This is a genomic window from Rhizobium sp. RAF36 (genome assembly GCF_052114105.1).
In the GTDB taxonomy this organism is placed as follows: Bacteria; Pseudomonadota; Alphaproteobacteria; order Rhizobiales; family Rhizobiaceae; genus Rhizobium.
Genome location: NZ_JBFREC010000006.1, coordinates 260,689 through 274,032 on the forward strand (window position 1 = coordinate 260,689; position 13,344 = coordinate 274,032).

Here is a 13,344-nt window from a genome sequence, read left to right on the forward strand (position 1 = left end):
TCCGGGCGCCTATTCTTCCAAGAGGTCGGGCCGTCGTTTCCTGGTCAGGGCAACGGCCTGTTCATGCCGCCATTTCTCGATGGCGCCGTGATTGCCAGAGGTCAGGATTGCAGGGATCTCGCGGCCTTCCCATTCCTGCGGACGGGTATAATGCGGATGCTCCAGCAGGCCGCCTTCGAAGCTTTCATGCAGGCCCGAGAGATCGTTGCCCATGACGCCGGGCAGGATACGGATGATGGCGTCGAGAAGCGTCAGCGCCGCCGGTTCACCGCCTGAGAGCACATAGTCGCCGATCGAGACTTCCTCGAGCTGGCGCGCCTCGATGACACGCTGGTCTACGCCCTCGAAACGTCCGCAGACGATGATCACGCCTTCGCCAGCGGCGAGTTCGCGCACGCGCTGCTGCGTCAGGGGCTTGCCGCGCGGGCTCATCAGCAGGCGCGGGCGATTGTCGTTTTCGGAAACAGTATCGATGGCGCGGGCAAGCACATCCGGCTTCAGCACCATGCCGGCGCCGCCGCCAGCGGGGGTGTCGTCGACGGTGCGGTGCTTGTCGGCGGTGAAATCGCGGATCTGGAAGGCTTCCAGCGACCACTGCCCGCGCTCCATCGCCTTGCCTGACAGCGAGAAGCCGAGATGGCCCGGAAACATCTCCGGATAAAGGGTGAGCACGCTTGCCCGGAAGGCCATGGCTTACTTCTTTTTCTTCGGCTTGCCGGTGGCGAGCTTGGAGATGTCTTCCGGATCGTCGATCAGGCCGGCTGCCATCGGGTCGATACGGATCGTACCGCCTTCGAGATCGATCTCCAGCACCGAAGCTTCCGAGAACGGGATCAGCACCGGGCGTTTGCCGGGGCCCTTGAGTTCCAGCAGATCGCCGGCGCCGAAATCGAAAACACCCGTGATCGTGCCGTAGCTGACACCCTTGTCGTCGAGCGCTTCGAGACCTTCGAGATCGGCATAATAGAACTCATCCTCTTCCAGTTCGTCGTCCGGAAGATTGTCGCGTTCCATATAGAGTTCAAGGCCGTTCAGCGCCTCGGCGGCGTTGCGGTCGTTGATGCCGCGGAAGCGGACGACGACCATGTTCTTCATTTCGCGCAGCTCGAGAATCTCGAAGACGCGGCCATCGAGGCTGTGCAGGTGGCCGTAATCGCCGAGTGCCGTCGGGTCGGCCGTATAAGGCTTGACACGAACTTCCCCGCGGATGCCCTGCGCGCCGCCTATGGTGCCCATCAGCACGGGGTTCTCAAGCTTTGTCATGGTGTCCTTCATCCGAATTCTGCATCGATCCGAGTTCAAGCCTCTCATAAACGAAGTGCGCCGGAATGAAAACGAAAACGGGCGGCATGTCGCCATGCCGCCCGTTCGAAACGAAATCCTTGCGGATTATTCTGCGGAAGCTGCAGCTTCGGCGGCGTCAGCAATCTTCTGAGCCTTCTCAGCAGCGCGCTCCTGAGCCTTCTTGCCCGGCTTTGCCTTTTCCCGGTTGTTCTTGGTGTCGCGCTTGGCGAGACCAGCTTCGTTGAGGAAGCGCAGAACGCGGTCGGTCGGCTGTGCGCCCTGATCGAGCCAATGCTTGATGCGGTCGTTGTCGAGCTTGATGCGCGCGTCGTTGTCCTTGGCGAGCATCGGGTTCCAGGAACCGAGGTTCTCCAGGAAGCGGCCATCGCGCGGCGAACGGGCGTCAGCGAGAACGATGTGGTAGTACGGGCGCTTCTTGGAACCACCGCGTGCGAGACGAATTTTCAGTGCCATGTCATTTACTCCTTAGGCTTTTCTTGACCGCTTCGTAGGGCGGCAGGTTCATTTTGCTGCGGCGTGGTCCGCAGCGATCTGCTCATGATGCCGGATGACTTCCTTGATGATGAAGTTCAAGAACTTCTCGGCGAAATCCGGATCCAGATTGGCATCCTTGGCCAGGCGGCGAAGGCGTTCGATCTGGTATTCTTCGCGCGCCGGATCGGCCGGCGGCAGCTGGTACTTGGCCTTGAGAACGCCGACCTCTTTGGTGCAGCGGAAGCGTTCGGCCAGAATGTGGACGAGTGCCGCGTCGATATTGTCGATCGACTGGCGGTAGCTCGAAAGCTGGGCTTTGATTTCAGGATCAATCATCGTTCAAGCGACCCTTTCACTTCTTCTTGGGCAAACCGGGAAGCCCCGGGAAACCGCCACCGAGACCCGGCAGCTTGGCGCCGCCCAGGCCCGGAAGTCCGCCGAGGCCCGGCATGCCGCCGCCCGGCTTTCCAAGACCCGCTGCTTCAGCCTGCTTCTGGAGCGCTTCCAGCTGCTTCGGGTCGATGTTCGAGAGGTCGGGCATGCCGCCCATTCCGCCACCCATGCCGCCAAGACCCATCTTGCCGGCGAGGCCGCCCATCATCTGCTTCATCAGGCCGCCTTTGCCCTTGCCGCCCATCATCTTCATCATGTCCGCCATCTGGCGGTGCATCTTCAGAAGCTTGTTGATGTCGGAGGCATCGGTGCCGGAGCCGGCGGCGATACGCTTCTTGCGCGAATGCTTCAGCATATCGGGATTGGCGCGCTCGGCCTTGGTCATCGAGGAGATGATGGCGAGCTGGCGGCCGAACAGGCTGTCGTTGAGGCCGGCCGACGCCATCTTGTCCTTCATGCCCGACATGCCGGGCATCATCGACATGATGCCGCCCATACCGCCCATCTTCTGCATCTGGCGCAGCTGGTCGGCGAGGTCGTTCAGGTCGAACTTGCCCTTGGCCATCTTGGCAGCCATGGCGGCTGCCTTTTCGGCATCGATGTTTTCGGCGGCGCGCTCGACCAGCGAGATGATGTCGCCCATGCCGAGGATACGGTCGGCGATACGGCGGGGATGGAATTCTTCCAGCTCGCCCATGCGCTCGCCGACGCCGATGAGCTTGATCGGCTTGCCGGTGACGGCGCGCATCGAAAGGGCTGCACCGCCACGGCCATCGCCGTCCATGCGGGTCAGAACGAGGCCGGTAATGCCGACGCGCTCATCGAAATTGCGGGCGAGGTTGACGGCATCCTGACCGGTCAGCGAATCCGCGACCAGCAGGATTTCATGCGGGTTCGACTTCTTCTTGATGTCGGCCATTTCGACCATCAAGGGCTCGTCGATATGCGTGCGGCCGGCGGTGTCGAGGATGACGACGTCGTGGCCGCCAAGCTTGGCGGCCTGAACGGCGCGGGCGGCAATATCGGTCGGCGACTGGCCAGCGATCACAGGCAGCGTATCGACGCCGGTCTGGACGCCGAGCTGGCGCAGCTGTTCCTGGGCGGCGGGACGGCGCGTATCAAGCGACGCCATCAGCACCTTTTTCTTGTCGCGGTCGGTGAGCCGCTTGGCAATCTTGGCCGAGGTCGTGGTCTTGCCCGAGCCCTGCAGACCAACCATCATGATGACGACGGGGGCAACGGCATGAAGATCGACGCCAACGCCTTCGCCGCCGAGCATCTCGATCAGCTCGTCATGGACGATCTTGACGACCATCTGGCCGGGCTTGATCGACTTCAGGATTTCGGCGCCGACAGCCTTTTCGCGAACACGGTCGGTGAAGCCACGGACGACTTCGAGCGAAACGTCGGCTTCCAGAAGGGCACGGCGAACCTCGCGCAGCGCAGCGGAAACATCGGCTTCCGAAAGCGCGCCACGGCCTGTCAGTCCATTGAGAATGGATCCAAGACGGTCCTGGAGGTTTTCAAACATAGGCTCTTCCTTGTGTTTCCGGATATGCCGGAAACCTCGTGCTTTTCCTTGACGAAAACAAGACGCAAAGCCAAAAAGCACCCGAGGGCGCATCGCGCTGTCGGGTGTGGACCTCCGGGATCGGGTCCCGGTCGGCGGCTCGGAGTCATGTCGCTCGTCGCAGAATTGAGGCGCGGTAAACAGGAAAGCGGCCGGAAAGTCAAGCCGAAGCGGGCAAATTCACGCTTCCGGTCCTTCTCAAACCGCCTGCGCCTTCCCAAATGCATCCTTCCGCCACGAGAGTCCATCCGTTCATGCCCGATGCCAAGATGCGCAATTCCTATTACCAGGGGCCGGTCTCGGACCATTTTGACGGCGTCCATTTCTTCAATCCCGATGGGATCGAGCCGCTCGGTTTTCGCGAATTGATGCGCTGGCAGTTCGGCGGCGGGCGTTTTCGCTGGCCGAAGGCGGTGCAAAGCCCGTTTCCGCCCGCCAAGCCCGCAGCACGCGTCAGCGGCGAGGATTTGCGGGTGACCATGATTGGCCATGCGACGATGCTGATCCAGGTCGCCGGGCTGAATATATTGACCGATCCTGTCTGGTCGGATCGCGCCAGCCCCTTCTCCTTCGCCGGCCCGCGCCGCGTTTCGCCACCTGGCATTCGCTTCGAGGATCTGCCGCCGATCGATATCGTGCTTGTCTCGCACAATCACTATGACCATCTCGATATCAGGACGTTGAAGCGGCTGTTCGAGGAGCATGGCCCGCATTTCGTGACGCCGCTCGGAAACGATACGATCATTCACCGTGCCATTCCCGAGGCGAAGATTTCCGATATGGATTGGGGCGACCGGCTTTCTTATTGGGATGGCGTCACCATCGATGCCGAGCCCTGCCATCACTGGTCGGCGCGCGGCACGCGCGACCGGCGCATGGCGCTCTGGGCAGCCTTCGTCATTTCGACGCCATCAGGCAAGATCTACCATGTCGGCGATACCGGCTTTCACGATGGCATCAACTACCGCGCTGTCCGCGAAAAACATGGCGGCTTCCGCCTGGCGATCCTGCCGTTCGGCGCTTACGAGCCGCGCTGGTTCATGAAGGGGCAGCATCAAAACCCGGATGAGGCGGTGGAGGGCATGGAGCTCGCCAATGCTGCCTATGTGGCAGGGCACCACTTCGCGACGTTCCAGCTGACGAACGAGGCAATCGATGCGCCAGTCAAGGCGCTGGAGACCGCGCTTGCGGCGCGCAACATCGCGCCTGGCCGTTTCCGGCCGTTGAGGGCAGGGGAAGTGTTCGATGTTCCCAAGGCTTGAGCTATCGGCGGCCTACTGGTAATTCCCGCGCATTTCCGCCATATACAGGCCGAAAGCAATGGAAGCAGCAGCAATGAGCACAACGGTCGAATTCGCGAAGATGAACGGGCTTGGAAACAAGATCCTGGTTGTCGATATGCGCGGTCGTCCGGATGCCGTGACGCCCGCTGCGGCGATTGCGCTGAACGCCGATCCGGCAACACAGTTCGATCAGATCATGGCGATCCATGATCCGAAGGCTCAGGGTACGGACGCCTGGATCGATATCCTGAATTCCGACGGCTCGAAGGCCCAGGCCTGTGGCAACGGCACGCGCTGCGTCGTGCAGGCACTCGCTGCTGAGACCGGCAAGAAGGCCTTCACCTTCCAGACCGTCGCCGGGATACTCAATGCCGTCGAGCAGGCGGATGGGACGATTTCGGTCGATATGGGCAAGCCCGTTTTCGAATGGGACAGGATCCCGCTTGCCGAAGAATTCTACGATACGAGCCGGATCGAACTGCAGATCGGGCCGATCGACAATCCGGTGCTGCATTCGCCGTCGGTTGCCTCGATGGGCAATCCGCATGCGATCTTCTGGGTCGACAAGGACGTGATGTCCTTCGATCTCGGCCGTTTCGGGCCGCTGCTCGAAAACCACCCGATGTTCCCTGAAAAGGCGAATATCACCCTGGCCGAGGTCACCTCGCCGTCTTCGATCACCACGCGGACGTGGGAACGCGGCGCCGGCCTGACGCTTGCCTGCGGTTCGGCGGCTTGCGCCACGGCCGTTTCCGCTGCCCGCACCGGCCGCACCGGCCGCGATGTCACGATCAAGGTTGCGAGCAGCCCGAACGCGGGATCGCTCTCGATCGAATGGCGCGAGCGCGACGACCACGTCATCATGACCGGTCCGGCCGAATGGGAATGGTCCGGCATGGTCGATCCCAAGACCGGCAGCTGGGCACGCGACGCGGAACAGGGAGCCGAGGCGCGGTGAGCGGCGTCGAGGTCATCACCTTCGGCTGCCGTCTCAATACCTACGAATCCGAAGTGATGCGGGCGGAGGCCGAGAAGGCCGGGCTCAACAATGCCATCCTAGTCAATACCTGCGCCGTCACCGGCGAGGCCGTGCGTCAGGCCCGCCAGGCGATCCGCCGCGCGCGGCGCGATAATCCGCATACCCGCATCATCGTGACCGGCTGTGCGGCGCAGACCGAAAGCCAAGTCTTTGCCGAAATGGCCGAGGTCGATGCTGTCCTCGGCAATGAAGAGAAGCTGAAAAGCGCGTCCTATCGCGCGCTGCCGGATTTCGGGGTTTCGGCGGAAGAGAAGCTGCGCGTCAACGATATCATGAGCGTCAAGGCGACGGCGCCGCAGATGGTCAAGCATATCGACGGGCATGTGCGCGCCTTCATCCAGGTGCAGAATGGCTGTGATCACCGCTGTACCTTCTGCATCATCCCCTATGGCCGCGGCAATTCGCGTTCGGTGCCGATGGGGGCTGTCGTCGATCAGGCCCGCAACCTGGTCGAGGGCGGATACAGCGAGATCGTTCTGACCGGTGTCGATGCGACCAGCTATGGCGCCGATCTGCCAGGGCAGCCGACGCTTGGAATGCTGGCCAAGACGCTGTTGAAGCAGATCCCCGAAATCCGCCGCCTCAGGCTGTCGTCGATCGACAGCATCGAGGCTGACAATCATCTGTTCGACCTGATCGCCGACGAATCGCGGTTCATGCCGCATCTGCATCTGTCGCTGCAGCATGGCGACGACATGATCCTGAAGCGCATGAAGCGGCGGCACAGCCGCGCCGATGCGCTCGACTTTGTCGCTCAGGTGCGGCGCCTGCGGCCGGACATGGCTTTCGGTGCGGATATGATTGCCGGTTTCCCGACGGAAACCGAGGAGATGTTCGCCAATGCCGCCAGCCTCGCGGAAGAGGCTGATATCGCGTATCTGCACGTTTTCCCTTACAGCCCGCGTCCCGGAACGCCCGCCGCCCGCATGCCGCAGCTCGATCGTTCGCTGATCAAGGACCGCGCCGCGCGGCTGCGCGCCACTGGTCAGACGCTGCATCGCTCCCATCTGGACAGGATGGTCGGAACGCGGCAGTGGCTGCTGGTGGAAAACAACGGTCTGGCACATACGGAAAATTTCACGCTTGCCGCCGCTCCCGGCCTTCGCCCGCGCTCCCTGCTGCAGGCCGAGATCACCGGCCACAACGGCAAGCACCTCGACATGCAATTGACGGCGGCGGAAGCCGCCTGAGTTTACGGAATTCAAATGGCGTTCAGTTTCATCAAAAAGGTATTCACCTTCGGCAAGCCGCTCGAGGAGGCAAAGCCCGACGAGCTTGCGCCTGTCGTCGAGCCGGTGAAGGACGAGCTGCCTGTCGCTGCCGATCCGGTGTTGCCGGAAGAGATGGATACGGCCGGTGGGCCGGTTGCGGATGTTGCCGAGGCCGAGCCAGTCGCGCCAGCGGAAGAAGAGCCAGCGATCCTGCCGGATGCCGAGCAGCTGGGTGATATCGGTGTCGTGCCGTTGTCGCTGTTGCAGGCGGAAGCTGAGGCCCAAACTGAAGACCAAAGCACAATACCTGCGGATACACCCCCCTCTGTCCCTCCGGGACATCTCCCCCTCAAGGGGGGAGATCAGCTGGAGGTCGAGGCGGCTGCTGGTGCCAGCATAGCGCGCGAAGAGCTCGCCGATAGCGCCGAGCCGGAAACTGCAACGGTCTCTGCTCAGGACGAAATAGTTCCAGAAGCGAGCGAGCTCCCCCAGCCGATCTCCCCCCTTGAGGGGGAGATGCCCGGCAGGGCAGAGGGGGGTACCCCGCCCATCGACCTCGACGAATCGTCATCCACGACAACCGAGGCATCCGCGTCGCTCATCCTTCCCAAGGGCTTCGCCACCGGCGCTGCTGCCTCCGAACCCGAACCACTCGTTCCGCAACCCAAGCTCACCTGGTTCCAACGCCTGCGAGCCGGCCTTGCCCGTACCTCGTCGCAGCTCACCGGCCAAATCGCCGCGCTCTTCACCAAGCGCAAGCTCGATGACGAGACCCTGCAGGATCTGGAAGACCTGCTGATCCAGGCCGATCTCGGCGTCGAGACGGCGATGCGCGTCACCGATACGCTGGCGTCTGAGCGCTACGGCAAGGACGTAACAGGCGAAGACGTCAGCCGCATCATGGCGAGCGAGATCGCCAAGGTGCTGAAGCCGGTCGCCAAGCCGCTGCAGCTCGATCTCAGCCACAAGCCGCATGTCATCCTCGTTGTCGGCGTCAATGGCACCGGAAAGACGACGACGATCGGCAAGCTGGCCGCAAAGCTCTCAGGCGCTGGGCTGAAGGTCATGGTTGCCGCCGGCGACACGTTCCGTGCCGCCGCGATCGAGCAGCTGAAGATCTGGGCCGATCGCACCAAGTCGGAATTCATCGGCACCAAGCTTGGCGCCGATGCCGCCGGTCTTGCCTATGATGCTTTCGAGCAGGCCAAGGCGAAGAAATGCGACGTGCTGATCATCGATACCGCAGGACGCCTTCAGAACAAGGCGGAACTCATGGCCGAACTGGAAAAGATCGTGCGCGTGCTCGGCAAGCTCGATCCGGATGCGCCGCATACCGTTTTGCAGACGCTGGACGCGACAACAGGCCAGAACGCCCTCAACCAGGTGGAAATCTTCCGCAATGTGGCGGGCGTCAACGGGTTGATCATGACCAAGCTCGACGGCACGGCGCGGGGCGGTATCCTCGTGGCGATCTCCGCAAAGCACAAGCTGCCTGTTTATTTCATCGGCGTCGGCGAAGGTGTGGACGATCTGGAGCCGTTCGAGGCCGAGGATTTTGCCCATGCCATTGCCGGTCTCGGGCAATGATGCCACAGATATGACGAGAAGGGCGCGCATGCCGCGCCTGACAAACGAATAGGTTCGACGCACGCATGACCACCGAAAGCGATATCACGCCCTCTTCCGCCGACCGGCATCACCCGATGCTGAAGCTGGCGCTTGAGCTCGGCCCGCTGCTGATCTTCTTCTTCGCCAACCTTCGCGGCCAGTGGTTGGTCGACCGTTTTCCGGCTCTGAGCGAACTTGGCGGTCCACTGTTCGTCGCCACCGGCCTGTTCATGGCCGCGACAGTCATTTCGCTAGTTGCCTCGAAGATCATCCTCGGCCATCTGCCGATCATGCCCTTCGTCTCCGGTATCGTCGTCCTGATCTTCGGCTCGCTGTCGATCTATCTGCAGAACGAAACCTTCATCAAGATGAAGCCGACGATCGTCAACGCGCTGTTCGGTGTGGCGCTGCTGGGCGGCCTTGCCTTCGGCAAGTCCTTGCTCGGCTATGTCTTCAATGCCGCCTTCCAGCTCGATGCTGAGGGATGGCGCAAGCTGACGCTGCGGTGGGGCATCTTCTTCCTGTTTCTGGCCGTGCTCAATGAAGTCGTATGGCGGAATTTCTCCGATGACTTCTGGATCGCCTTCAAGGTCTGGGGCACGATGCCTGTTACCATCATCTTCACCATGGCGCAGATGCCGCTGATCCTGAAACATACGGTGCAGCCCGCCGGAGAGACCGACAAGTGAGCTTCGACGGTACGGCTGAGCGGACGAAACATCAGAACTTCTGGTTCATCGCCTGCGCGGGCGTGCTTCTGGCGCAGATCGTGGCCGAGTATTTCATGGGCCGCACGCCGATCTGCACCTGCGGTTACGTCAAGCTCTGGGAAGGTACCGTCAATTCCAGCGGCAATTCCCAGCATCTGTCCGACTGGTACACGCCGTCCCACATCATTCACGGCTTCCTGTTTTACGGGCTTGCGCACCTCGTTCTGCGCGACAAGCCGATCGGCGCGAGATTGCTGCTGGCGCTTGTGATCGAATCCGGTTGGGAACTGCTCGAGAATTCGCCGATCATCATCGACCGTTATCGCGCCGCGACGATCTCGCTCGATTACTACGGCGACAGCATTCTCAATTCGGCGATGGATGCGGTCTTCATGGTCGTCGGTTTCTTCTTCGCCGCGCGTGCGCCGGTGGCCCTGACGGTGGCGATCGCCATCTTCTTCGAGATTTTCACCGGCTATATGATCCGGGACAACCTGACGCTCAATGTCTTGATGCTGGTCTGGCCGGTCGAGGCTGTGAAGGCCTGGCAGAGTGCAGTTTAGGACGCCGGTTTCCCCAGGGCCTTCTCCATTGCCGGAAGCAGCCCTTCCTTCATGCTGATCTCGTCGAAGGGGCCGACGCGCTTGTAGAGGATCGTGCCATCGGGGCCGACGAGGTAGCTTTCAGGAACGCCATAGACACCCCAGTCGATTGCTGCCTTGCCGTTCGGATCGACGCCGATGGCGTTGAAGGGGTTGCCGAGCTCGTTCAGGAACTGGAGCGCGTTCGCACTCTTGTCCTTGTAGTTGATGGCGACAATGTTCAGCCTGCCGTCGGCGGCCAGCTGCTTCAGGATCGGATGCTCCTGGCGGCAGGGTATGCACCAGGAGGCAAAGACGTTGACGAGCGTCAGCTTGCCCTTCACGGCCGCATCGGTGAGCGCCGGAAGGTTCGAGCCTTCAAGCGGGGCGAGGTTGAGTGACGGTGCCTTGGTGCCGAGTAGCGCCGAGGGGATTTCGGAAATATCCTTGCCGTGGAAATCCTGGTCGTAGAGCATTTTCCCGGCGGTGGCGGCGATGCCGCCGAAGACCACGAGTGGGATCAATGCCACGGCATAGCGGCTGAGGCCGCGGCGGGCGGCCGGCTGGGTTTCGGGCGCGCTCATTCGCTGCCCTTCGGCCGTGCAGAGCGGCGGCGGATGCCGGACGCTTCCAGAGCGGCGAGTTCCTTCTGGCGTGCGCGGCCATCGGCCCAGATCCAGATCGTGACAGCTATGGTGATGATGGCAGCGAAGCCGTAGGCGCTATAGACGTAGAAAGCGTGAGACATCGATCAGTCCTCGCGGCTTGCCAGACGGGCCGCAAGGCGACGCTGGGCGGCGACACGGCGGCGCCAGATCTCGTTGCGCATCGCCATGATGTGCAGCGTGAAGAACAGCAGTGTGAATCCGATGGCCATGACGAAGAGCGGGCGCAGGAATTCCGGATCGATCGCCGGGCCGTCGAGGCGCATGACGCTTGCCGGCTGGTGCAGCGTGTTCCACCATTCGACCGAGAACTTGATGATCGGGATGTTGACGAAGCCGACGAGGATCAGCACTGCAACGACACGGGCAGCCTTCGAGGGATCGTCGATGGCGCGATTCAGCGCGATCAGGCCGAGATACATGAGGAAGAGCACGAAGACAGAAGTCAGGCGGGCATCCCATACCCACCAGGTCCCCCACATCGGCTTGCCCCAGAGCGAGCCGGTGACGAGCGCAAGCAGGGTGAAGGCGGCGCCGAGCGGTGCCGCGGACTTGGCTGCGACGTCGGCCAGCGGGTGGCGCCAGACGAGCGTGCCGATCGCCGAGATGCTCATGACCGTGTAGCACATCATCGCCAGCCAGGCCGAGGGCACATGGATGTACATGATGCGGACGGTTTCGCCCTGCTGGTAGTCACCCTCGGTCGCGAAGCTGAGATACAGCCCCACGGCCAGACAGAGAGCCGTGATGCCAGCCATCCAGGGAATGATGCGTTGTGCCAGCGCCAGGAACCGCGTGGGGTTCGCGAGGTCGCTGAATTTGCTGATGGCAAGGCTTGTTTCGCTCATGAGCGGTTCTTTACCTTGAACGGGTACTTCCCGCAATTGATGCCGGTCAACGCCATGATCAATCCGACGTGTTTCTGAGTGCCAGCGCTGCCGCTGCCGGGCCGATGACCGCAAAGAACAGCGTCAATGCGATGAGAATAAGGAAGGGCGGCAGGAAGGGTGCCGGATCCTCGACGGCCGCATAGCTGGCGCTGACGCCGAAGATCAGCACCGGGATGGCGAGCGGCAGCACGAGGATCGAGACCAGCAACCCGCCGCGCGGCAGGGCAACGGCGACGGCTGCGCCGACGGCGCCGATGAAGGTGATGGCGGGCGAGCCGACCAGCAGCGTCAGCATCGTGGCGCCGATCGCCGTCTCGTTCATGTTCATGAAGAGGCCGAGCAGCGGCGAGGCGATAACCAGCGGCAGACTGGTGGCGGTCCAGTGAGCGAGGCATTTGACGAGGACGGTGAGTACCAGCGGCGTTTCCTGCATCAGCAGAAGATCCAGCGATCCGTCGTCGCGCTCGGCCTGGAACAGGCGGTCGAGGCCGAGAAGCGCCGATAGCAGTGCGCCGATCCAGACAATGGCTGGGCCGATGCGGGAAAGCAGGTTGAGATCGGGGCCGACGCCGAAGGGGATGACGGCGACGACGGTCAGGAAGAACAAGACGCCGATGAGCGCACCGCCGCCCGCGCGGATCGAGAGCTTCAGGTCGCGGAGGAAGAGGGCGGTCATTGGAGGGGCTCTCTGACTGGCGAGGCAATCGTTTCGTTGGCCTTTTCGCGCTGGACACCCCCCTCTGTCCTACCGGACATCTCCCCCACAAGGGGGGAGATCGACCTGTTGCGGCGGCTCAGCCAAATAATAACAGGAGAACGAGCGGCGCCCAGCCGATCTCTCCCCTTGTGGGGGAGATGCCCGGCAGGGCAGAGGGGGGTAATGCTGGCGCCGGGGCTGACTGTATTCCTCATCCCCACACCCCCTGATCCACCCCGGCAAATCCGGTCATCCGCAATTCCCTCGCATTCTCCAGCCCCAGCGGCTGATGCGTCGCAGCCAGCACGATCCCGCCCTTCTTCTGATGCGTTGCGATTAATTCCGCAAACATCCTGTCCGCACTCGCGTCGAGGGCGGCGGTCGGTTCGTCCAGGATCCACACCGGACGGTAGGCGACCAGCAGTTTGGCGAAGGCGAAGCGGCGTTGCTGGCCGGCGGAGAGATAGCCGAAGGGGAGGTGGGTGATGCCGGGGAGGCCGACGGCTTCCGCGGCCTCCATGATCGGCAATCCCTCGCCACCGAAAGCGTTGCCGAGAAAGTCCTGCCAGAAGGTCAGGTTTTCGGCGACCATGAGCTCGCTTTTCATCGCGTTGCGGTGGCCGAGATAGTGGCTGATTTCGCTGGCGCGATGGTCCGAAGAGCCCTGCGAATCAGCGAAACGGACGCTGCCGTTTTCGGGCCGCAGAAGTCCTGCCGCGACACGCAGTAAAGTGGACTTTCCTGATCCATTTTTCCCTGTCAAAACCAGTGCTTCGCCGGCTTCGATGCGGAACGAGATATCCTTGAAAATCAGGTCTTCGCCGCGGCGTGCTGAGAGATTTTCGGCAGTCAGATGCATGGCGTTTCCGTTGATTAAGATTTTAGTCATCGCGACGCAAAAAATGTCCGAAATGGGCC

General features: G+C 62.1%; 16 protein-coding genes. 6 read left to right on the top strand and 10 right to left on the bottom strand.

Annotated elements, in window-relative coordinates:
- Nucleotides 1–9: 9 nt before the first annotated feature.
- The 5 genes from trmD to ffh all read right to left on the bottom strand — a co-directional run bounded on the left by trmD (nt 10) and on the right by ffh (nt 3,703).
- Nucleotides 10–690: a tRNA (guanosine(37)-N1)-methyltransferase TrmD gene (gene trmD, locus AB4Z25_RS21435; RefSeq protein ID WP_112540465.1), complete on the bottom strand. Its 681-nt coding sequence runs from the start codon at nt 688–690 to the stop codon at nt 10–12.
- 3 nt (nt 691–693) lie between these two features.
- A complete protein-coding gene (gene rimM, locus AB4Z25_RS21440) occupies nt 694–1,263 on the bottom strand; it encodes a ribosome maturation factor RimM (protein ID WP_112386059.1) in 570 nt (189 codons plus the stop codon).
- A 126-nt stretch (nt 1,264–1,389) separates the two neighbouring features.
- On the bottom strand, nt 1,390–1,758 hold the full coding sequence (gene rpsP / locus AB4Z25_RS21445) for a 30S ribosomal protein S16 (RefSeq protein WP_442208943.1): 369 nt from the start codon (nt 1,756–1,758) through the stop codon (nt 1,390–1,392).
- A gap of 48 nt (nt 1,759–1,806) precedes the next feature.
- Nucleotides 1,807–2,115 (bottom strand): chorismate mutase, encoded by a 309-nt coding sequence (locus AB4Z25_RS21450; protein WP_112385841.1) that lies wholly within the window; start codon nt 2,113–2,115, stop codon nt 1,807–1,809.
- A gap of 16 nt (nt 2,116–2,131) precedes the next feature.
- A complete protein-coding gene (gene ffh, locus AB4Z25_RS21455; protein WP_112517792.1) occupies nt 2,132–3,703 on the bottom strand; it encodes a signal recognition particle protein in 1,572 nt (523 codons plus the stop codon).
- 293 nt (nt 3,704–3,996) lie between these two features.
- Between ffh and AB4Z25_RS21460 the strand changes: the two genes are divergently transcribed.
- The 6 genes from AB4Z25_RS21460 (at nt 3,997) to AB4Z25_RS21485 (ending at nt 10,156) form a co-directional block, all read left to right on the top strand.
- Complete coding sequence (locus AB4Z25_RS21460) at nt 3,997–5,004, top strand: MBL fold metallo-hydrolase (RefSeq protein WP_112540466.1); 1,008 nt, start codon at nt 3,997–3,999, stop codon at nt 5,002–5,004.
- A 73-nt stretch (nt 5,005–5,077) separates the two neighbouring features.
- Nucleotides 5,078–5,983, top strand: a complete 906-nt coding sequence (gene dapF, locus AB4Z25_RS21465) for a diaminopimelate epimerase (RefSeq protein WP_112540467.1) — start codon at nt 5,078–5,080, stop codon at nt 5,981–5,983.
- Entirely contained in the window at nt 5,980–7,254 is a 1,275-nt protein-coding gene (gene mtaB, locus AB4Z25_RS21470) for a tRNA (N(6)-L-threonylcarbamoyladenosine(37)-C(2))-methylthiotransferase MtaB (protein ID WP_112540468.1), read from the top strand. Before dapF ends, mtaB begins: the two co-directional genes overlap by 4 nt.
- 15 nt (nt 7,255–7,269) lie before the next feature.
- Nucleotides 7,270–8,862, top strand: a complete 1,593-nt coding sequence (gene ftsY / locus AB4Z25_RS21475; protein WP_112540469.1) for a signal recognition particle-docking protein FtsY — start codon at nt 7,270–7,272, stop codon at nt 8,860–8,862.
- Between the two features lie 65 nt (nt 8,863–8,927).
- Nucleotides 8,928–9,572 carry a septation protein A gene (locus tag AB4Z25_RS21480; RefSeq protein WP_112540470.1) on the top strand — a complete coding sequence of 215 codons (645 nt, stop codon included), beginning with the start codon at nt 8,928–8,930 and terminating at the stop codon, nt 9,570–9,572.
- A complete protein-coding gene (locus AB4Z25_RS21485) occupies nt 9,569–10,156 on the top strand; it encodes a DUF2585 domain-containing protein (protein ID WP_112540471.1) in 588 nt (195 codons plus the stop codon). Before AB4Z25_RS21480 ends, AB4Z25_RS21485 begins: the two co-directional genes overlap by 4 nt.
- Here the strand turns inward: AB4Z25_RS21485 and AB4Z25_RS21490 are convergent.
- The 5 genes from AB4Z25_RS21490 to ccmA all read right to left on the bottom strand — a co-directional run bounded on the left by AB4Z25_RS21490 (nt 10,153) and on the right by ccmA (nt 13,285).
- Entirely contained in the window at nt 10,153–10,758 is a 606-nt protein-coding gene (locus AB4Z25_RS21490) for a DsbE family thiol:disulfide interchange protein (protein WP_112540472.1), read from the bottom strand. The genes AB4Z25_RS21485 and AB4Z25_RS21490 overlap by 4 nt on opposite strands.
- A complete protein-coding gene (gene ccmD / locus AB4Z25_RS21495) occupies nt 10,755–10,922 on the bottom strand; it encodes a heme exporter protein CcmD (RefSeq protein ID WP_112540473.1) in 168 nt (55 codons plus the stop codon). The genes AB4Z25_RS21490 and ccmD overlap by 4 nt, the downstream gene beginning before the upstream one ends.
- Nucleotides 10,923–10,925: 3 nt before the next feature.
- Complete coding sequence (locus AB4Z25_RS21500; RefSeq protein ID WP_112517784.1) at nt 10,926–11,687, bottom strand: heme ABC transporter permease; 762 nt, start codon at nt 11,685–11,687, stop codon at nt 10,926–10,928.
- A gap of 58 nt (nt 11,688–11,745) precedes the next feature.
- Nucleotides 11,746–12,405 carry a heme exporter protein CcmB gene (gene ccmB / locus AB4Z25_RS21505; RefSeq protein ID WP_112385831.1) on the bottom strand — a complete coding sequence of 220 codons (660 nt, stop codon included), beginning with the start codon at nt 12,403–12,405 and terminating at the stop codon, nt 11,746–11,748.
- Nucleotides 12,406–12,637: 232 nt separating this feature from the next.
- A complete protein-coding gene (gene ccmA, locus AB4Z25_RS21510; protein ID WP_112540474.1) occupies nt 12,638–13,285 on the bottom strand; it encodes a heme ABC exporter ATP-binding protein CcmA in 648 nt (215 codons plus the stop codon).
- Between the last annotated feature and the right edge of the window lie 59 nt (nt 13,286–13,344).